Below are 20,784 nucleotides of genomic sequence, written 5' to 3'. Positions count from 1 at the left end.
TGGATCAAGGAAATGAGGACGGGGGCGCTGCCGGATCAGCGCCGGGCAGGCTGTCCAGACCCTGACGCATCTGCGCCAGCTGGGCAAGGATGCGTGCCTGCAGGGCCGGATCGGCCGCACGCAGGGCCTGCTGTTGTTTCCACGCGGCCAGCAAGGCCTCGCGCAGGCCGGCATAGCGCTGCAACAGCCCCTGTCCGCTGGCCACCAGCAACTGCGCATGCTGCAGGCCCTGCTGGCCGAGCAGGCGCATGCGCTGCAGGTGCTGCAGGCGCGTGCGCAATGCCGGGGCCACCGGCGCCGCCAGCGCGGCATCGGCAATGAAACCCTGGCCCTGCGCCAGCCAGGCCTGGGCAAGCGCATCGAGCATGAGCAAGGCATCGGCCAGCGCTTGCTGCTGCGCGGTATCGGCGCCCAGCTGGCGGGCCTGGGCATCGGCACGGGCGATCACCGCCGGCATCCCGCCGGCCAGTTGCTGTGCCTGTTGCTGGACCAGCAGATCCCGCCCGAGCAAGCGCCCCCACCAACTGCTGCGGCGACGCAGGGCGGCCGGATCATCAGCCAGCAGGGCCAGCTGCAGGTTCTCCAGCTCGTCCACCAGGCCAGCCGCGGCGCACGTGGCCGGCGGCACCGCCGGCAGGCTGGAATACAGCGCCAGCCACGGCTGCGCATAGGCCGTGGCCATCTCTACCGTGCCTGGCGGCGCGGCATCGGCCTGCGGTGCGGCCCGGCCCAGGACATCGGCGCTGACCAGGCTCATTGCGGCCCGGGTTCCGGCGGGGCGGGCGGACGTTGCCCGGTTTCGGCATCAATGGCCTGCAAGCCATAGAAATGCTGGACCAGCTCGCGGTCCATGTCGCGGGTCACCGCCCCTTGGCGGCTGCGCCGTGGCTTGCCACCACCTTCGACGGGCGCGGACGTCGTGCGCTGGGCCAGGCTCTGGGCCAGTGCGGCCAGCGCCTGCGCGGTCTGCTGCTGTTGCAGCTGGTTGCTGCGCAGTGCCTGCAGCAATGGCTCCAGCGCCTGCATGTCCAGCGCAGGCCCGGCATTGGCCGCTGCCGGCGAGGCGGACGTGACCGGGGTTGCGGTGGCGGCCGGCACAACCAGGGCCTGCAGTGCCTCCACGATGGCCGGCCACGGTGCCGGCTCGGCGGGCCCGGCCACCACTACCGGCGCGTGCTGTTGCTGCAGCCCCTGGGCGATGTCGGCCAGCTGCGCCACGACCCGGCCACCGACATCGGCGTCATCGCCACCAATGGCCTTGTTGCGCAGGAAATCACGCTTGATCTGCTCCCAGCGCGCCAGTTGCTCGGCCCCCAGGCTGCCACGCAGCTCACCGAGCTTGAGCAGGTTTTCCTCCGCCCCGGTGGTGAGCAGCTGCGATTCGCCCTGGTAATGGTCATCCAGCAGCTGGGCCAGCTCCTGCGCATTGATCACCGGCGAGACCTTCTCGGCCAGCTTGTTCATGTTGCGGTAGCTGCCCTGCAGCCGGAACGGCGGCTCGACCCGGTACTGGTCGGCCTGGGCGGCGCTGGCGATGTACTGCAGGTTGACCCGGTAGACCACCTCGCGCACCTGCAGCATGCGCTGCAGGGTGGCGACAATCTCGTTGATCTCGGCCTGGCTGTAGGCATGGCTCAGGTCGTTGCTGGACACCTGCTTGCCCTGGGCCTGGTCCACCAGCAGGTACAGGTCGGCCATCTGCCGGGTGGCCAGCGGCGCCAGCACCGGGTTGGAGGTCAGGCTGTTTTCGATGTAGCTGAGCTTGAACGCCTCTTCCATGCCGCCCAGCACATCGCCCAGGTTGTAGATGTCGGCACGGTTGGCCAGCATGTCCGGAATCTTGAACACCTCGCCGGACTCGGTGTACGGGTTGCCGGCCATCACCACGCAGAACTTCTTGCCGCGCATGTCATAGGTGCGGGTACGCCCGCGCCACACGCCCTCGATGCGCCGGGTGCCATCGCACAGGGAAATGAACTTCTGCAGGAACTCAGGATGGGTGTGCTGGATGTCATCCACATACAGCATGGTGTTGTTGCCCATCTCCAGGGCCAGGTTGATCTTTTCCAGCTCCTGGCGCGAGGTCGCATCCGGGGCCTGGGCCGGGTCCAGCGACTTGACCTCGTGGCCCAGCGACGGACCATTGATCTTCATGAAAACCAGGCCCAGGCGGCTGGCCACGTATTCCATCAGCGTGGTCTTGCCGTAACCGGGCGGGCTGATCAGCATCAGCAGGCCCATCAGGTCGCTGCGCTTGTCCTGCCCCACCGTGCCCATCTGCTTGGCCAGGTTGTCGCCGATCAGGCCCAGGTAGACATCGTTGATCAATTTGTTGCGGACAAACGAGGACAGCGGGCGCGCCTTGAACTCCTCCAGCCGCAGCTGCTCGCGCTCGCGCGCGATGATCTGGTTGCGCACTTTCTGGTAGGCCGCCAGGCCGGGCTGGAAGTGCTCGATGTGGTGCTGCAGGCGGGCCATGAAATCATCCAGGGTCAGCGCCATGCGCCCTTCCACGATGCGCGGATGCTCGCCGAGCAGGCCCTCCACCGACGCGGACAGGCCTGCCTGGCTGACCCGGTGATGCAGGGCCGGGCCATGCAGCAGCAGGGCGGCGGCCTCGGCCACATAATCACGCAGCGGCTGTGCCTGCGGATCGCGGCAGATTGCCCCCAGCCACTGGACTGCCAGGGCCCAGCGTGAGCCGGCATCACCGGCGGCGGCCAGCAAGGCGTCAAAGCGTTCGTTCTCGCCGGCGTCCTGCAGGGTCTGGCGCAACTGCTGCAGCAGGACCTGCGCATTGCGGCTGATGCTGAAAACCGGTGGTGCGGCGGCCAGCTCATCAAGCAGGTAGGCCGCAGCGGCCATGCACTGTGCCGGGCTCCACGCCAGCGCTTGCACCTGGGCATGCTCGTGCAGCTGGTTGGCCATCTCCTGCTGCAGGGCCTGCAGGGCACTGCCGTCACCGAACAGGCGCTGCAGGGTAGCGGCGCCGGCACGCCGCGCGCCCCACTGGCTGACCACCACCGACTGCCCGTGCTCGGCCCAGTAGCGCAGCGCGATGGCCCGGGTGGCGGCCGCATGCACCAGCACCCCGGCCCCTCGTTCGATGGGCAGCAGCGCCTGCAGCAGGATCACCGCGTCATGGTCATGGATGCCGCGCTCGTACCCCTGCCGGTAGCGGGGCGCGGCAAATTCGCGCACCAGCCGGTCCAGCTGCTGCGGGTCGGCAGCGGCCTGGCGCAGGCGTGCCATGTCCAGGCCCTCCTGCCCTGCCCGGGCCGCCAGCAGGATGCTGCCGGCAAGGAATTCGCCCCGGTACAGCTGCTCCGATTCCGATTCCAGGTTGACTTGCCAGTACGCCCGGCCGGCCTCCAGCGCTGGATCCTCGATGCGTTGCAGGTAATCGGTACCGGTCAGGTGCACGGCCAGATCCTGGCCATCGGGCACCAGGGTCAGGTCCAGCACCTGGCTGTTGACGCTGAAACGGTGGCGCGGCCCCAGCTTGATCACACTGCCGCCGGCCTCGTACAGGTCGCTGCGGTCACGCAGCGCGCGCACGGCCTGGTCGGCCACGCCCTTGAGCCGGGCATCGACATCATCGGCCTTGACGTTGTCGTGGTACTCGCGCAGGCGGGCACTGAGCTGGCGCAGCTTGACCACCAGCGGGTCGCCGGCAAAGAAGGCATGCAGGTCCTCGGCACGCTCGAAGCGCTCGGTCCGCCGGCCCAGGCCCTCCAGCAGGCGGTTGGCCGCTTCCAGTACCGAGCGCGCCTTGCGCTGGCGCTGCTCCAGCAAGGCCTGCTTGTGGCTGTCAAAGGCCTCCATCAACTCCTGGCGCTTGTCCAGGATGTCGCCGAGGAACTGCTCATGCTCGCCGAAGCGGCTTTCCAGCTCTTCCAGCTGCACCAGCAGGCGCGAGAGCTGTTCGTCGGCACGTTCCGGGTCGGTGGCCAGGGCCAGGGCACTGGCCGTGGCCTGCCCGAACAGGGCGAACTGGGCACCGAACTGGGCCATGCTTTCCTGGCTGCCGGCGCTGCGGCGGCGCTGCTCGGCGCGGGCCCGGGCCTGGTTGAGGCGGGCATAGATGGCCGAAATCGCCTCGACCACGGCAGTCTGCACGCCCGCATCTTCGATCGGCAGGCCGGCCATCAGCTCGCTGAGCATGTCCAGCTCGGCGGCCATGGCCTGCATCAGCTCCAGCTGCCCGGCAATGGCGCGCGCGCTGACGGCTTCCTGCGCGGCCTGGTCCAGCGCCGACAGGCGCTCGTTGTAGGGCTGCAGCGCACGTTCACTGGCCAGGAAGCGGCCGGTGGCCGCACCGACCTGCTGCTCGGCCTGGGCCAGGGCATCGGTCATCGCATCGATGGCAGCGGTATCGATGTAGCGCAGTTCACGGATCGTCAGCAGCTGGCCACGCTGCTGACGGATGGCAGTGAGCGCCTGCACGAACGCATCCACCTGCTGCCAGTTGTCCGGCTGCAGGCGTGCCAGCAAGGCGCGGTGCTCACGCCGGGCATCGTCCATGGCCTGCTGCGACTGCGCAGCAATGGACTGCACTTTCTCGAACTCGTCCAGCACCGACTCACCGGTGGCGGTGACCGCATGCAGCAGGCTGGCAATGCCGCCGCAGTTGGCATCATCAAGCCAGTGATGGCTGTCAAACAGGCGCCGCGCCTGCTCCACCAGACGCTGGTAACGCGGCAGGGACACATCCGGGCTGGCGATCTGGCGCGCAACCGCGATCAGGTTGGAAATGCCACGGACCAGCTCGGCATTGCCGATGGCCCCCAGAAAACTGGTGCTCGGCGGCCGGCTGGCGGCGTACTCATCGCTGTAGAACGGGGTTTGCCAGACCTGCATCGGGTGGATGCGGGTGGGCGCATCGCCCTCGGCGTTGAACAGCACCAGGCGGCCATCGGCCAGAAAGGCATAACCATGGCCGATCACCGGGTTCTGCAGGCTGCGGGCGATGGTGTTGTAGACCAGCAGGGCCGAGCGCCCGGCCTGGCGGTCATAGAAGATGTACAGCACATCCTCGCCATTGGGCGAACGGATGCTGCGCTTGAACTGCATGCCTTCCACGCCGGCATCGAAATGGCGGTGTTCGCCACTTTGCAGGTAACTGCCACCGGGGAAGATGATGCCGTGGTCCTCGGGCAGCTGCACGCAGGCCTGGACGATGGCGTCATTGCGCAGCACCTGGCCGGTGAGGCGGTTGAAGATCAGCCCGCGCCACTGGGTCTCGCGGTACGGCAGCACGCGCAGCAGGATCAGGGTGCCAAGCTGGGCAAACTCGATCTGCGCGTCATCCAGCGACTGGGTGGCGTCTTCCACCGGTTCGCTGTAGATACCCTGGCCACTGTCGGTGTTGTTTTCCACCTTGATCGTCAGGTCACCGCCGAGGGTTTCCACGAACAGGGTGTCCAGGATGTTCAGATGCGGATGGCGGCCATTGACCGCCATCTCGCGCCCGGCGCGGGTCCATTCAAAATCAAATGGCGGCGGCAGCACGATGTCGCGTTCGCCGCGTGCATCCAGATAGCTCAGCACGCCGTCACTGGCAATGGACCAGCGGAACACGCGCACATCGGTGTTGCGCTCACCGATCTGGAAGGCCGCCAGCAGCCGGCCTTCGGTGACGATCAGCTGCAGCAGCCGTGCATCCTTGTAGTAGGTGTACAGCTCGGTGAAATCACGCACGAACTCCGGCTGGGCCAGGAACGTGGTAGCCGGGTCGATCGGGGTGACGTCATAACCGGCATCGCCATGGGTCAGGCGGTACAGGCTGAAGACGTCGGCCACCGTGGTCTGGCTCTTCAGGCCGATGTAGACGTTGTAGCCGAACAACAGGCAGTCAGTGCCGATCTGGACCACGTCGCGGCCCACGGCATTGTGCTCGGAGCGGATGCGGAAGCGCCCGAGCACCTCCATCCGGCTGTCACCGAACTCACCCAGGCGCTGCTGGTTCAACTGCGCGGCGGCGGCAAGCAGCTGCTCGCCCTGTTCACTCAGACGCCGACGCAGTACCTCGTAGGCGCCGCCCTGGGCCACCGCCTGATCCACGGCGACGCTGCTTGCTTGATCCGGATTGTCCGACATGCTCTACGCTTCCTGCCTGGCCAACAACAGCGGCGGCCAGCGGCCTGCCGCAGGAAAACCGCCACGCCCGGCCGGGCGTGGCACGCCATGCCGACGGCTCAGTCGGCCTTGTCCAGATCCAGCGCCTGCGGCCGGGCCACGCCCAGATAGCGCTGCATCAGGTCCTGCACGATCGGGCTCTTGTCCACCAGCCCCTCGATCGACTTGCCCAGCGATACCGCCTTGATCAGGTTCTCGAACATGCCGCCGTCGCCGCCGACCAGATCGATATCGGCATTGCGCAGTGCGGTGGCAATGACCTCGGCATTTTCCTTGGACACTTCCTTGCCGGCGTCGATCGAGGCCAGCGCCTGCTTCAGGCTGGTATCGAGCATCATGCGGAATTCCTCATGCCCACGCGCCTTGTCGCTGAGCGCATCGATGGCCTGGAACTTGCGGGTCAGGCCCTCGGCTTCGGCAAACAGGCGCTTTTCCACCACGCTGGCTTCGGCCGTGCCGATCGACTCGGCAGCTGCTGCCTTGGCCCGGCCCATGGCCTCCTCGCCCTGCGCCTTGGCCTGCAGGTTGTGGGTGAGCACCTGGGCATCGGTACTGCCCTGCTTGAGGTTGGCATCGGCCTTGGCCTCGATCACCCGCGCCTCGGCCACGCCGATCTTTTCGATGGCCAGGGCACCGGCCTCGCGCACCTGCGCATCGGCCAGGCCCGGCGCCGCGCGCTCGGCGCGGATACCTTCGGCCAGCAGCTTCTTGGCTTCGGCCTGCTTGCCCGATGCCTCGAACTCGGCCTGGGCCAGGGTGGTGATTTCCACCGCCTTGTGCCGGGCCGAGGTTTCACGTGCCTGCGCTTCCTTGACCTCGCGCACCAGGGCTTCCTGGGCCTTGGCCTCGGCCTCCAGGATGGTCACCTGCTTGAGGCGGTCGGCCTCGGACACCTGGCGCACTTCCTTGATGCGCTCCTCTTCCTGGGCCACGGTCTTGTCGATGGAGATGCGCTCGCGGGTGATGTTGGCCACGTCCATGCGGCCCTGCTCGACCACCTTGTCACGCTCCACGCCCTGCAGCTGGACCTCGCGCTCGGTGGTCACCTGTTCCAGCTGGCGCGCACGCTCCACCCGCTCGGCCTCGATGGTCACCGCACGCTGGCGGTTCTGTTCGGCCACCTCGACCTCGCGCAGGCGGTTCTGCTCACGGATGTCGATCAGCTGCTGGGCCTCGATGCGGGCATTTTCAGCCAGCTGGCGCTGCTCTTCCTGCACCTTGAGCGTTTCGGCCTCCTCGCGCGCGCGCATGGTCTGCACCTCGCGCTGCTGGCGTGCCTCGGCCTCGGCCTGCTGCCGCTCCAGCGCCAGCAGGGCCTCGCGGGCCTCCACGTTCTTCTTGCTGATGGCCAGCTTTTCGTTCTGCTCCAGCTCGTTGGTGATCACGTTCTGGCGCGCGGTCAGTTCGGTGATCTTGCGGATGCCTTCGGCGTCCAGGATGTTGCTCTGGTCCAGCAGGGCCTTGGGCGTCTGCTCCAGGTAATCGATGGCCACGTCCTCCAGCACATAGCCGTTGAGGTCGTTGCCGATCACCTTGATGATCTCGTCGCGGAACTCCTGGCGCTTTTCGAACAGCTCGGTGAATTCGAACTTCTTGCCGACCGTCTTCAGCGCCTCGGAGAACTTGGCATTGAACAGCTCATCGACCGCATGCTTGTCCGAAGCGCGGTCCGCACCGATGGCCTTGGCCACGCGCAGCACGTCTTCCTGGGTCTCGTTGACGCGCAGGTAGAACGCCACCGCGATGTCGGCCCGCATGTTGTCACGGCAGATCAGGCCTTCCTTGCCACGGCGGTCCACCTGCAGGGTAATCAGGCTGATCCGCATCAGCTCGGCCCGGTACAGCACCGGCACGATCAGGGCACCGGTGAAGTGCACCTTGGGCGTGGCACTCATGTCGTTGACGATCAGCGCAACGCCCTGGTCGACCTTGCGATAGAACGCCTTGAACAGGCCGGCAATGCCGACCAGCACCACCACCACGCCACCCACGCCCACCACGAAGGGGGCATACACCGCCATGCTCATCAACCACTCTCCTTGTCGCCAGATTCAAGTAAGCCAACCGGAGCCGGCGCCTGTTCCAGGGCATCGGCTGCAATCACGTAATAGCAATAGGCCTGGCGGTCGTACTCCACCAGCATCACCGCCTGGCCGCGCGACAGGTACGCGCCGTCACGGCTGCGTACCTGCAGGACCAGGCCGGCCCCGCCATCGGCCACGCTTGCGCGCCCTTCATCGGCCGTGACCGCGGCAGAAATCACCACCCCGGTGCGGCCCAGCAGCTGCTGCACGCCAGTGGAGCCGGCACGCAGCCACATCCGGCGGAAAGGCCGCAGCACCAGTGCCGTGGCAAAGGCCGCAGGCAGCGGCGCCAGCAGCAAGCCCAGGCTGCCCAGCGCCAAACGCCAGAACCCCGGCATGGCCTGCAACAGCAACAGCTGCAGCAGGTAGACCTGCGTCCAGGAAAAGAAAACCAGCAGGGTCAGCACCAGCATCAGCGGTGCACCGGTCAGGCCCAGGCGGCCGAGCACGGCGGCCACGGCATGGGCAATGCCCTCGGCCTCCACGCCATCGGCAAGGCCGAAATCCAGCCCGTCGCCCAGCAGGCCGGTGGCCATCAGCAGCCAGTACAGCAGGCACACACTGAGCACGATGCTCAGCGGCAGCGTCGGGTAGGACAACACAACCTGCAGGAACTGCTGCATCCAACCTCCATGTGACCGTATTCAGGGCCGGCCATGGCGCACGGCCATGGATCTGGCCGCGCCATCTCCTTGCGCAGCCAGTCCCCGATCATAGTTCAAGCATGGATCATGCGGCATACCTGCCGCCGGCAAACTGTGACCGCGCTCAAGCCGGCGAAGGCGATGCCGTCATCAATGTCTGGTCGGCCAGACGTACCTGTTCGACGAAGCGGCGCATCTTCTCCCCGTCCTTGATCCCGGGCGAATGCTCGATCCCGCTGGACACATCCACGCCCCACGGGCGGGTGCGCGTCACCGCCTCGTACACATTGTCCGGGCCGATGCCGCCGGCCAGCAGGAACGGCCGGTGCAGGCCGCCGGGCACCTGGCTCCAGTCAAAGGCCATGCCGCTGCCACCCGAGCCGCCCGGCGCATGGCTGTCCAGCAGCAGGCCGCTGGCACCGGGATAACGCTGCAGCAGCTCCTTGCCGGTGACCGGCTCGTTGCCGCCCATCGCCACGGCCTTGAGCCAGGGCATCTGGAAGCCGGCACAGAACGCCTCGTCTTCCTCACCGTGGAACTGCAGCAGGCTCGGCCGCACGCTGCGCATCACCTCGCGCACCTCGTCACGGCTGTTGTTGCGGAACAGGGCAACCACATCCACCAGCGGCGGCACCGCCGCGCGCACCACCCGGGCCTCGGCGATGTTGAGCAGGCGCTTGCTGCCGGCAGCAAAGATCAGGCCGACCGCATCCACCCCCAGCTCGGCGGCCAGACGCACATCACCGGCGCGGGTCATGCCACAGAACTTGATCCGGGTGCGGCCCAGGCTCATGGCTGCAGGGCCGCGTCGGTGACTTCATCCGGCAATTGCCAGATCGCCGGGTACAGCGGCCCCAGAAACACCAGGCCTGCCGCCGGCGCAGTCGGCCCGGCCTTGGTCCGGTCGCGCCCGGCCAGCACCTCGCCCATCCATTCCACCGGCCGCTCACCGGCACCGATCATGCACAGCGAGCCGACGATGTTGCGCACCATGTGGTGCAGGAAGGCATTGGCCTGTACCTGCACCTCCACCACCTCGCCCTCGCGGGTCACGCTGATGCGCTGCATCTCGCGGCGGGCATGGGCGGCCTGGCACTCGGCGCTGCGCAGGGCGGAAAAATCGTTTTCACCGAGCAGCAACTGCGCCGCCTGGTGCATGGCATCGGCATCGAGCGGACGCCGCTCCCAGCTGAGCAACTGCCGCCCCAGGGCCGGACGCACGGAGCGGTTCATGATCCGGTAGCGGTAACGCCGCGCGCGGGCGGAGAAGCGGGCATGGAAGTCCGCATCGACCGGCTGGCACCAGCGCACCGCCACTTCCGGCGGCAACCGGGTGCTGGTGCCCAGGGTCCAGGCGCGTGGGTCACGCACCACCTCGGTATCAAAATGCACGACCTGGCACTGGCCGTGCACGCCGGCATCGGTGCGCCCGGCGCACATCACCGACACCGGGGCATCGGCCACCGAGGACAGTGCCTGCTCCAGTGCGGCCTGTACGCTCGGCCCACCCTCGCCCAGGAACTGCCAGCCCTTGAACGCGCTGCCGTCGTATTCAATGCCTGCTGCGTAACGCATCACTGCTTCCTGCCTGTAACGTGGCTCAACCCAGACGCCCCAGCAGCTCCAGCGCCTGCGCACGCGAGGCGGCATCACCGGAAGCGACGACCTCTTCGAGCAGGTTGCGGGCAGTCGGGGCATCGCCCAGGTCCAGATAGGCAATGGCCAGTTCCAGGCGCTCGCGGCTGCCCGGCTGCGGCAGGCTGGCGGGGCTGGCCTGCTGCTCCGGCAATTCCCACACCGGAACTGCCGGCTCGGCGTCCTCTGCAACCGGCTGGGCCGGCGGCGCGGATTCGATCACGGCGGCCGGCTGCAGCGCCAGCTCCGGCTCCAGTTCGGCGGCCGGCGGCAGGAACGGATCAAACACCTCGTCGGCAGCACGCGGCGGTGCGGCCAAATCCTCGTGGACCGCCGCCGGGGACTGCTGCCACACCGGTTCGACGCGCGTCACCTGCTCCGGTACTGCAGGCAACACCGCACGCACGTCGGTGGCAGGCACCACGGCATCACCGCGCAGGGCGGCAATCATCTGCTCGGCATCCACCCCCTTGGGGGCCGACGCAAGATCATGTTCGGGCATGTCCTGATCGAGCATGTCCTGATCGGACGCGTCCTGATCAGGCATGTGTGGCCCAGGCTCAGCGGTGGGGGCCAAGGGCGGCAACGGCGAGGGCTTGCGGCGACGGGCAAACCAAGCTGCCGCGGCGGCACCGATCAACAACAGGCCGCCACCCCAGAGCCAACCGGCGCCACCCTCGGACGGCGCGGGCGCACTGTCGGCCACCTGCTTCTGCGCCGCGGCCATTTCATTGTCTTTCAACGCAATCAACGCCGACTGCTGCTCGCGCAGCTTTTCCAGCTCGGCCACGCGCTCACGCAGCTCGGCAAGTTCGGCATCACGGGTGGCCAGGTCTTCCTGGGCCTGACGCAGTTGCTCACTCACCAGCATGTCTCCCTGGGCACCGCTCTGGGTGCCCGATACGCTCGCCGTAGCGGCTCCATCCACGGCTGCGGCCGGGGCAATTTCCAGGCGGGCACCGGTGGTGGCCGCCGTGTTCTGGGCGGGCTTGTCAGCAACCGCCGCCGATGCGGCCGACTCGCCGACTGCCGGTTGCGGCATCGGCGCACGCGCCTGCTGCCACTGGCCGGTCTGCTCGCGCACGATGGCCCGCGCCTGGGCCGCACCGACGCTGGCCAGGGCCTGGGCGTCGGGCAACTCGAGCCGGGCACCACTGCGCAGGCGATGGATGTTGCCGCCGATGAAGGCCTGCGGGTTGGCCTGCAACAGGGCCACCATGGTCTGGTCCAGGCTGGCATTGCTGCCACGGGCCAGGTTGCTGGCGATCTGCGACAGGGTCTGCCCGGACTGCACGGTCAGCGTGCCGTCGGCGGTCGTGATCGCCGCTGCGGCGGGCGCCGCAGCACGTACCGGGCTGGCGGCCACGGCCGGAGCCGGGGCCGGCGCAGGAGCCGGCGACGGTGCCACACGCTGCACGCCCTCAACCGGGGCAGCACTGGGCTCGCGCACGATGGCATTGGACGGTGCCAGGCTCGGCGCCTGGATCTGCGGGGCATCGATGGCCTGCGCCGTATGCGGGCGATCGACCAGGGCCGAATATTCGCGCACCAGGCGGCCACGGCCCCAGTCCACTTCGATCAGGAAGCTGACTACCGGCACCTCGACGGCAGCCGGGCTGGTCACCCGGATCACTGCGCGCCCCTGCGCGTCGGTGGCAAAACCGAACTGCAGGGTGCTGATCAAACCACTCGGCCGCTCCAACCCGACACGGGCAAAGGTGGCCGGCGAGGCCAGGGCCACCTTTGCCGCTTCCAGCTCGCCGGGGTCGGCGCTGACCACCGGAATTTCCGCCAGCAGCGGCTGGCCGGGCTGGGACAGCACCCGGATATCGCCCAGGCCCAGGGCCAGGGCGGCGTTGGAACTCAATGCCAGGACCAGCGCCATCGCGCCTTGAAGCGGGCGTCTGGCGCCCCGTGCCGGTGTATTCATCGCGTCAATATACCCAGCAACCGGCGTCAGGCATACGCCTGTGCGCCGGTTGCCCTGCAGGCTCAGCCTTCGGCAGCGACCAGTTCGGCCAGCTGCACCGCATTGAGCGCGGCGCCCTTGCGGATGTTGTCGGCCACCACCCACATGGCCAGGCCACGCGGATGGGAGATGTCCTCGCGCAGGCGGCCCACGTAGACCGGGTCATTGCCCGAGGCATGGGTCACCGGGGTCGGGTAGCCACCGGCCTGCCGGGTATCGACCACTTCCACACCCGGTGCGGCGGCGAGCAGCTCGCGCACGCGCTCCAGGGAGATCTTTTCGCGGGTTTCCAGGTGCACCGCCTCGGAGTGGCCGTAGAACACCGGCACGCGCACCGCGGTCGGGTTCACCTGGATGCTGTCATCGCCCAGGATCTTGCGGGTTTCCCAGACCAGCTTCATCTCTTCCTTGGTGTAGCCGTTGTCCAGGAAGGCATCGATGTGCGGGATCAGGTTGAAGGCGATCTGCACCGGGAACTTCTTCGCCTCGGCCGGCTGGAAGCCCAGCAGCTGGGCGGTCTGCTTGCCCAGCTCTTCCATGCCGGTCTGGCCGGCACCGGAAACGGACTGGTAGGTGGCGATGTTGACGCGCTCGATGCCGGCCTCGCGGTGGATCGGCGCCAGCACCGGCATCAGCTGCATGGTCGAGCAGTTCGGGTTGGCGATGATGCCGCGCGGGCGCTGCTTGACCATCTCCGGGTTCACTTCGCTCACCACCAGCGGCACGTCGTCCTGGTAGCGGAAAGCCGAGGAGTTGTCGATCACCACAGCCCCGGCAGCGGCAAACTTCGGTGCGTACTCGGTGGAGATGTCACCACCGGCCGAGAACAGGGCGATGTCCACCCCGGCCGGGTCGAAGCTGGCCAGGTCCTGCACGGTGACCTTGTCGCCGTTGAATTCGATGCTGTTGCCGGCCGAACGGGCCGAGGCCAGCACGCTCAACTTGCCGACCGGGAAAGCACGCTCGGCCAGGATGGCCAGCATGGTCTGGCCGACCGCACCGGTGGCGCCGACAACGGCAACATGGAACTGACGGGATGCATTGCTCATGGGGAACACTCAAAAGGGGGAGAGGAAGAAGGCGCAACAGGAACCAGGTTCGGGGAGCCGCCACACGACCAGCACGGCCCCCTATCGTTTGTTGCCCGGCAGCTGCCCCGCAGCGATCGCACACAGCAAGGCCACCGGCGTGGCCGCCGGCAGCACGACGTTGGCCGGAGCCAGCGCCTCAGCCATCGATGCGGCCGGGAATCTGCGGGGCCACCGCACCGACATCGCCGCACTGGGCGCGGTGGCGCAGGGCCTGGTCCATCAGCACCAGGGCGACCATGGCCTCGGCAATCGGGGTGGCACGGATGCCCACGCAGGGGTCGTGGCGGCCGGTGGTCACCACCTGGATCGAGTTGCCGGCGGTGTCCACGCTCTCGCCTGGCAAGCGCAGGGACGAGGTCGGCTTGAGCGCCAGCGACACGCGGATCGGCTGCCCGGTGGCAATGCCGCCGAGGATGCCGCCGGCATGGTTGGAGGCAAAGCCGGCCGGGGTGATCAGGTCGCGGTGCTCGGTGCCCAACTGGGCGGCCGAGTCGAAACCGTCACCGATTTCCACGCCCTTGACCGCATTGATGCTCATCAGGGCGCTGGCCAGTTCGGCCGAGAGCTTGCCGTAGATCGGCTCGCCCCAGCCGGCCGGTACACCGTCGGCCACCACGTCCACCCGCGCACCGACCGAATCGCCGGATTTGCGCAGGGCGTCCATATAGGTTTCCAGCTCGCCCACCTGGGCCGCGTCGGGCCAGAAGAACGGGTTGTCCTCCACCGCCGACCAGTCAAACCCGGCCGGGCGATGCGGCCCCAGCTGGGACAGGTAGCCGCGCACGCTCACCCCGTAGCGCTGGGCCAGCCACTTCTTGGCGATCACGCCGGCGGCCACGCGCATGGTGGTCTCGCGGGCCGAGGAACGGCCGCCACCGCGCGGGTCACGGATGCCGTACTTGTGCCAGTAGGCATAGTCGGCATGGCCCGGGCGGAACTGGGCGGCGATGTTGCTGTAATCCTTGCTGCGCTGGTCGGTGTTGCGGATCAGCAGGGCGATCGGGGTGCCGGTGGTCAGGCCCTCGTACACCCCGGACAGGATTTCCACCTCGTCCAGCTCGCGGCGCTGGGAGGTATGCCGCGAGCGGCCGGTGGCCCGGCGCTGCAGGTCGGCGCTGAACTCCTCCGGGCTGATCGCCAGCCCCGGGGGGCATCCGTCGATCACACAACCAATGGCCGGACCGTGGGACTCACCAAAGGTGGTGACAGTGAGCAGTTTGCCGAAGGAGTTGGCACTCATCGGGCAGCAGCCAGTTCGGCGATGCGGGCGTGGTGGCGGCGCAGCTCGCTGGCCTCCACGGCGAAGATGCCCATCTGGCCGACCTTGAACTCGATCCAGGCCAGCTCCAGCTCCGGCAGCAGCGCATTGACGTGCTGTTCTGAATCACCCACTTCGCAGATCAGCAGGCCGTCTTCGGTGAGGTGGTCGGGGGCATCACGCAGGATCTTCAGCACCAGGTCCAGGCCATCGTCACCGGCGCGCAGGGCCAGTTCCGGCTCGTGACGGTATTCATCCGGCAGCTCGTCGGTTTCCTGGTTGGTCACATACGGCGGGTTGGTCACGATCAGCTCGTACACGCGCCCATCCAGGCCGTTGAACAGGTCGGACTTGAGGATCTCCACGTTGTGCGCCAGCAGGCGCTCGCGGTTTTCGTGGGCCAGGCTCAGCGCGGCATCGTTGATGTCGCTGCCGTCCACCTGCCAGTTCGGGTAGTAGTGGCCCATGGCGATGGCGATGCAGCCCGAGCCGGTGCACAGGTCCAGCGCACGGGTCACCTCGCGGCCGGCCAGCCACGGCTCGAAACCGCCCAGGATCAGCTCGGCGATCGGCGAGCGCGGCACCAGGGCGCGCTCGTCGCTGATGAAGTTCAGGCCGGCAAACCAGGCCTCGCCGTTGATGTAGGCCGCCGGTACGCGCTCGTTGATGCGGCGCTCGAACAGGCCCAGGATGTTGGCCTTCTCATCGTCCAGCAGGCGCGCCGCGCCGTAGGCCGGGCCCAGGTCCGGCGGCAGGTGCAGAGCGTGCAGCACCAGGCTGGTGGCCTCGTCCAGGGCGTTGTCGTAGCTGTGGCCGAAGGTCAGCCCGGCGGCGTTGAAACGGCTGGCGCCGTAGCGGATCAGGTCGATGATCGTGTGGAGTTGCGCGGCAACCTGGCTGGTCATGGCGGTACGTCGTAAGCAATAGAACCGCCGATTATAGGGGCCACCCCGGTATATTGAGCGCTTCGTTGCACAGGAAACGGACCCATGTTCAACCGCAATTCGATCATCATCCTGGCCCTGGCCCTGATCGCCGGGCTCGGGCTGGTGGCCGGCAACAAGGTATTCAACCGCCCTGCGCCCGAACATGCCGGGGCCACCGCCAGCATCACCTGGTACGCCAGCCCGCGCGAACTGCCCGAGTACAACCTGGCCCAGTCCGACGGCACCCGCCTGGTGCCCGGCGAGCTGCGCGGCCACTGGACCCTGGTGTTTCTGGGCTTCACCACCTGCCCGGACATCTGCCCGACCACCCTGATGGAGCTGGCCGGGGCCCAGCAGCAATGGCGCGCCCTGCCCGATTCGGTGCGCCCGCGCCTGCTGCTGGTGTCGGTGGACCCGGAACGTGACACCCCGGCGCGCCTGGGTGAATACGCCCATGCCTTCCATGCCGACACCCTGGCCGCCACCGGCGAGCTGCCGGCCCTGGAGAAGTTCGCCACCTCGCTGGGCTTTGTGTTCCGCAAGGCCGAAGGCGACAGCTTTGCCACCAACCCGGACGACTACAGCGTGGACCACTCCGCCGGCCTGGCCGTGCTGGACCCGCAAGGCCGCCTGGCCGGGTTGATCCGCCCCCCCTTCACTGCGGCGACCATCGCCGCCGACCTGACCGAACTGACCAAGAAGACCGCCCCATGAGTCTGGTAACCACCCTGACCTACGTCCTGCCGCACCGCCTGCTCTCCGCCTGGGCGCGCCGCCTGGCCTATTCCACCGACCCGAAGATGTCGCAGCTGCTGATCAACACGGTGATCGAGAAGTTCGGCGTCAACATGGACGAGGCCGCCAACCCGGACCCGGGCAGCTACCCCAGCTTCAATGCCTTCTTCACCCGCGCCCTGAAGCCCGGCGCGCGCAAGGCCGACCCGGACCGCCGCGCCCTGCTGATGCCGGCCGACGGCCACATCAGCCAGCTCGGCCCGATCCAGGATGGCCGCATCTTCCAGGCCAAGGGGCAGTCGTTCACCGCCGCCGAGCTGCTGGGCGATGCCAACGATGCCAAGCCATTCAACGATGGCCTGTTCGCCACCGTCTATCTGTCCCCGCGTGACTACCACCGTGTGCACATGCCGGTACGCGGCACCCTGCGCGAGACCGTGCATGTGCCGGGCCGCCTGTTCAGCGTGGGCACCGATGCCGTGGCCAACGTGCCGCGCCTGTTTGCCCGCAACGAGCGCCTGGTCTGCCATTTCGACACCGAATTCGGCCCGATGGTGCAGGTGATGGTCGGCGCCCTGCTGGTCTCCGGCGTGGAGACGGTCTGGAGCGGCGAGGAAATCCCTGCCTATGGCGACAAGATCACCCGCAAGGACTGGCGCGGCAAGAACATCAGCCTGGACAAGTTCGCCGAAATGGCCCGCTTCAATTACGGCTCCACCGTGATCGTGCTGCTGCCCCCGGGCGTGGCCGAGCTCAATCCTCAGCTCAAGGCCGAAAGCCCGGTGCGACTGGGTCAGAAGCTGGCCACCCTGAAGTAAGCGCCGCATCGCTCGACACTGCCACCAGGCCGCCGCAAGGCGGCCTTTTTGATGACCGCGGCAACCGCATTCCGGCGCTGCCAGCTGCACGACCCTCACCATGAGCGGCAACCACCACCACGCAGCGCTCGCCCTCACTCGCACGCAGCAACCCACGCTGGGCATCCATACCATCAGGTGGTTTTGTCTTTCCGTACCGATGCGCCGACAATCCGCACGCGTCGCTGTCGCGCTGCCTGAACCTTCTGTTGCGAGCCCCCATGGATTGGAACCAAGCCAGCACCGCGCTCTTCACCGCCCTGGGCCTCGGCCTGATGATCGGCGTGGTGCGCGAGCGCGCCCAGCCACCCCACCTGCTGCCTGCCGGTACCCGTACCCATGCCCTGGTAGCCCTGCTCGGCTGCACCGCCTGGCTGCTCTCGCCATGGGTGATGGTGGCCGTGTTGCTGGCCGTCACCGCACTGACCGTGATTGCCTACCGCGCCTCGGTGGCCGAAGACCCCGGCCTGACCGGTGAAATCGCCCTGCTGATGACCTGCCTGCTCGGCGGCCTGGCGGCGCACCAGGCCTCGTTGGCCGCGGCCCTGGCGGTGGTGGTGGCGATCCTGCTGCAGGCCAAGGCTCCGCTGCAGAAGCTCAGCCGTGAATGGATCAGCGAGGGCGAAATCCAGGACATCCTGATGCTGGCCGCTCCCGCCCTGGTGGTGATGCCCCTGCTGCCCGAGCAGCCACTGGACCGCTGGGGCGTGGTCAGCCCGATGACGGTGTGGAAGATCGTGGTGCTGATCATGGCCGTGGGCATGTTCGGCCACTTCGCCCAGCGCCTGCTCGGTGCGCGCTGGGGCCTGGCCATTGCCGGTTTCTTTGCCGGCTTTGCGTCTTCCACCGCTGCAGTCACCAGCATGGGCCAGCAGGCCCGCAACCACAGCGCACTGACCATCGCCAGCGCAGCCGCCGCCCTGCTCGCCAACCTGGCCTCGTTGCTGTTGTTCGTGGCCGTGGTGGCCGCCGCCTCGCCAGCATTGCTGCAGGCCAGTGCAGCGGCCTTTGCCGGTGCCGTGGGCGGCCTGCTGCTGGTGATCGCCGGGCTGCTGGCCAAGGCCCACAGCAATGGCGGCCTGCAGCCGCAGGCGGGCCACGGCAAGGCCTTCAAGATCCAGCAGGCCCTGCTCATCGCCGGCCTGATCGCCGGGGTTTCCCTGCTGGCGGCCTGGCTGGAAGAACTGTTTGGCCATAGTGGCGCCCTGGCTGCCGCAATCATCGTCGCCCTGGCCGAAGTGCATGCCGCTGCCGCCGGCGTGGCCCAACTGGCCGCTATCGGCAAGCTGCCGGTACAGGTGGCCAGCATCGGCATCATCGCCGTGCTGGCCGCCAGTTGCCTGAGCAAGGGCGTGATTGCCTGCATCGCCGGCGGCCGCCGGTACGGCCTGCTGGTCGGCAGCGGCCTGTTGGCCATGCTGGCCGGCGCGCTCATTGGCCTGCTGCTGGGCTGAGCAGACCAGCCACTGACGGCGCATGCAGTGGCTGCAGCCGCGGCCAGCCGCGTGCTACAGCGCGGCTACCAGCCTCTTGGTCAATGCAAGCTGCGCTTGGCGCGCCGCCTGCAAGGCATCCCAGATCGTGTCCTGGCTCAGCACCGAATACCTGCCCGGCGCAATGCAGGCAAGCAGGCCGGCCGGCGTATCCGCGTCAGCTGGCAGCGCATCGTGCAGGCGCAGCCAGTCCTGGCCGTAAATCGCCTCCAGCTGCTGGATGTCCTTATTGAGCCCGGCAATGGCCTCCAGTACCGGCTCCAGCGCCTCGGTCTTGCTGATGACCCTGTCACACAACTGCTGCATGCGCACCAGCTGTTCAATATCCGCATTGTCCATCGTCATGTTTCCCTGTTCGCAGGCCGCCATCGCAGAACCCCGGCACCAAAACCGCCGGCCGGCGACATCACAGCATGCTGCCGCACAAGCGCAGGCGCGCCCAGCAGGACCAGCCAACGAGCGGCAGCAACAGCATCATTACCGGCTTGCCAGTACCGCATGACGTCCCTTGCCTGATACAAGCTGCCGCAACAGGCTGCATCACCCGGCAATGCAGCGAACTCGCAAAGCGGCCTGCGACTCAAAGTTGGGGGGCGTCGAGGCCTCATCTCGCTCACAGCTTGGCGTCGAAGAACCTTGCTGCGTCAGTGCCTATACGTGCGTGCAACTGGTCGCGGTCAATCTTGCTTGAGTCCCTACAAATGGCACTCAAGAAAATCCTTCCCCTGAAGGTGCATGAAGCCAAAAATGAATAATGCCCTGCGTCGGGAATCGTGATGGAAGTGGCGTCAGCAAGCCCCTCTCTCAGCACATCGAGCGTCTCGGCCATCAGAATTTGCTCATCCTTCTCGGCCAGGACAACTCTTGTCGGAACATCGAGCAGGGAAAATTCATCCTTGGTCATCAACGACAGGAACGCGGGGGCAATTGCATAAACCACCCGGATCCGCGAATCACTGACAGGATGCTCATCTCGCGCCAGAGCCTGCTTGAACGTAATGTCTGAGTTCGCCAGAACGCGGATATCTGCCTCGGTAAATCCAGCTTCCGGCGGAAGCTGACACACAGGATTGCTTGACTGGCTCGCGCAGCGCAGCTGCCTATCCGACACCTTGAAGTGCGCGCCCGATGAGGCCAGTGCGCTGTATCCGCCAATCGAGAATCCCGCCACAGCTATGCGATCAGTATCGATGTTCGGCGCGATCTCCTTGTCGCCAAGCAATTGATCAATCAATACGGAGATATCACGAGCGCGCTCTGCGGGAAGAGCAAAGCCGTGCGGCCAAGAGGCGCTCTCTGCCCCTGTATTCCCGTGATGATTGACGCCAGCAACCAAGTAACCGGCCGCAACCAGGCTCTCAGCCAGCCATGACAGCTGTGCTGCGCTACCGCCCGTGCCGTGGGACAAGATTACAAGCGGGCGCTTCCGGTTATCCGCAAACGGGGCATCCAGTGCATTCCGACCAAAGCGGAACACTCCAATTTTCCACTCTGACTCAACACTATCGTCAGATGCCTGATACCAGATCGTGGTTGCAAGCGGACGAGGCCCGGCATTACTCCAATTTACTCGAGCGTCATCGAAGTACGCGCGATGCAGACGTAAGCTCCCCCGTCAAGCAGACACTTCAAAAGTAGAACCTTCGACGTACTGGTTGCGGTACTCGACCGGACTCATGCCGCCAAGCGAATCGTGAGGTCGCTCTTCGTTGTAATTGATCATCCACCAGTAGGTGGCTTCGCGTACATCGTCCAGACGGGCGTAAAGATTTCGGTCGAGCACTTCTTCGCGGAAAGTGCGATTGAAACGTTCGATGAAGGCGTTCTGATTGGGTTTGCCTGGCTGGATGTACTGCAGCGCCACCCCATTGGCCTTGAGCCAGCTGGTGAATACTTCCCCAAGAAATTCCGGCCCGTTGTCCGACCGTACAACTTGCGGCAAGCCATGGGTACG

Annotated in this window: 15 protein-coding genes and 1 pseudogene; 3 read left to right on the top strand and 13 right to left on the bottom strand. The window is 67.0% G+C overall.

Annotated features, from left to right (window positions below; translation table 11 throughout):
- Positions 1-4: 4 nt before the first annotated feature.
- From ABB30_RS11755 to prmB, 10 genes are all read right to left on the bottom strand, one after another.
- Complete coding sequence (locus ABB30_RS11755; RefSeq protein ID WP_057638509.1) at positions 5-757, bottom strand: hypothetical protein; 753 nt, start codon at positions 755-757, stop codon at positions 5-7.
- Positions 754-6,099: a DNA repair ATPase gene (locus ABB30_RS11750; RefSeq protein WP_057638508.1), complete on the bottom strand. Its 5,346-nt coding sequence runs from the start codon at positions 6,097-6,099 to the stop codon at positions 754-756. Before ABB30_RS11750 ends, ABB30_RS11755 begins: the two co-directional genes overlap by 4 nt.
- 98 nt (positions 6,100-6,197) lie before the next feature.
- Positions 6,198-8,165: a flotillin family protein gene (locus ABB30_RS11745; RefSeq protein ID WP_057638507.1), complete on the bottom strand. Its 1,968-nt coding sequence runs from the start codon at positions 8,163-8,165 to the stop codon at positions 6,198-6,200.
- Positions 8,165-8,845, bottom strand: coding sequence for a hypothetical protein (locus ABB30_RS11740; RefSeq protein ID WP_057638506.1), 681 nt, complete (start codon positions 8,843-8,845; stop codon positions 8,165-8,167). Before ABB30_RS11740 ends, ABB30_RS11745 begins: the two co-directional genes overlap by 1 nt.
- A 145-nt stretch (positions 8,846-8,990) precedes the next feature.
- Positions 8,991-9,659 carry a phosphoribosylanthranilate isomerase gene (locus ABB30_RS11735; protein ID WP_057638505.1) on the bottom strand — a complete coding sequence of 223 codons (669 nt, stop codon included), beginning with the start codon at positions 9,657-9,659 and terminating at the stop codon, positions 8,991-8,993.
- A complete protein-coding gene (truA, locus tag ABB30_RS11730) occupies positions 9,656-10,441 on the bottom strand; it encodes a tRNA pseudouridine(38-40) synthase TruA (RefSeq protein WP_057638504.1) in 786 nt (261 codons plus the stop codon). Before truA ends, ABB30_RS11735 begins: the two co-directional genes overlap by 4 nt.
- A gap of 25 nt (positions 10,442-10,466) precedes the next feature.
- Positions 10,467-12,431 (bottom strand): FimV/HubP family polar landmark protein, encoded by a 1,965-nt coding sequence (locus tag ABB30_RS11725; protein WP_057638503.1) that lies wholly within the window; start codon positions 12,429-12,431, stop codon positions 10,467-10,469.
- A 62-nt stretch (positions 12,432-12,493) separates the two neighbouring features.
- On the bottom strand, positions 12,494-13,519 hold the full coding sequence (locus ABB30_RS11720) for an aspartate-semialdehyde dehydrogenase (protein ID WP_057638502.1): 1,026 nt from the start codon (positions 13,517-13,519) through the stop codon (positions 12,494-12,496).
- A 178-nt stretch (positions 13,520-13,697) separates the two neighbouring features.
- On the bottom strand, positions 13,698-14,801 hold the full coding sequence (gene aroC / locus ABB30_RS11715; protein ID WP_057638501.1) for a chorismate synthase: 1,104 nt from the start codon (positions 14,799-14,801) through the stop codon (positions 13,698-13,700).
- A complete protein-coding gene (prmB, locus tag ABB30_RS11710) occupies positions 14,798-15,724 on the bottom strand; it encodes a 50S ribosomal protein L3 N(5)-glutamine methyltransferase (RefSeq protein ID WP_057638500.1) in 927 nt (308 codons plus the stop codon). Before prmB ends, aroC begins: the two co-directional genes overlap by 4 nt.
- 84 nt (positions 15,725-15,808) lie before the next feature.
- Between prmB and ABB30_RS11705 the strand changes: the two genes are divergently transcribed.
- The 3 genes from ABB30_RS11705 to ABB30_RS11695 all read left to right on the top strand — a co-directional run bounded on the left by ABB30_RS11705 (position 15,809) and on the right by ABB30_RS11695 (position 18,791).
- Positions 15,809-16,459: an SCO family protein gene (locus ABB30_RS11705; RefSeq protein ID WP_057638499.1), complete on the top strand. Its 651-nt coding sequence runs from the start codon at positions 15,809-15,811 to the stop codon at positions 16,457-16,459.
- Positions 16,456-17,298, top strand: a complete 843-nt coding sequence (gene asd, locus ABB30_RS11700; protein ID WP_057638498.1) for an archaetidylserine decarboxylase — start codon at positions 16,456-16,458, stop codon at positions 17,296-17,298. The genes ABB30_RS11705 and asd overlap by 4 nt, the downstream gene beginning before the upstream one ends.
- Before the next feature lie 260 nt (positions 17,299-17,558).
- The gene (locus ABB30_RS11695; RefSeq protein ID WP_057638497.1) at positions 17,559-18,791 is read left to right on the top strand and encodes an MgtC/SapB family protein; all 1,233 of its coding nucleotides are present in this window, start codon (positions 17,559-17,561) and stop codon (positions 18,789-18,791) included.
- A gap of 54 nt (positions 18,792-18,845) precedes the next feature.
- Here ABB30_RS11695 and ABB30_RS11690 read toward each other — a convergent pair whose 3' ends face one another.
- From ABB30_RS11690 to ABB30_RS11680, 3 genes and pseudogenes are all read right to left on the bottom strand, one after another.
- Positions 18,846-19,199, bottom strand: coding sequence for a DUF4298 domain-containing protein (locus tag ABB30_RS11690; RefSeq protein ID WP_057638496.1), 354 nt, complete (start codon positions 19,197-19,199; stop codon positions 18,846-18,848).
- A 244-nt stretch (positions 19,200-19,443) separates the two neighbouring features.
- Positions 19,444-20,307 carry an alpha/beta hydrolase family protein gene (locus tag ABB30_RS15865; protein ID WP_161808860.1) on the bottom strand — a complete coding sequence of 288 codons (864 nt, stop codon included), beginning with the start codon at positions 20,305-20,307 and terminating at the stop codon, positions 19,444-19,446.
- A 138-nt stretch (positions 20,308-20,445) separates the two neighbouring features.
- Positions 20,446-20,784: pseudogene (locus ABB30_RS11680) on the bottom strand (integrase core domain-containing protein); the annotation flags it as partial.

The sequence above is a fragment of the Stenotrophomonas ginsengisoli genome, from assembly GCF_001431485.1.
Taxonomy (GTDB): domain Bacteria; phylum Pseudomonadota; class Gammaproteobacteria; order Xanthomonadales; family Xanthomonadaceae; genus Stenotrophomonas; species Stenotrophomonas ginsengisoli.
This window is presented reverse-complemented; position numbering and strand designations above follow the sequence as displayed.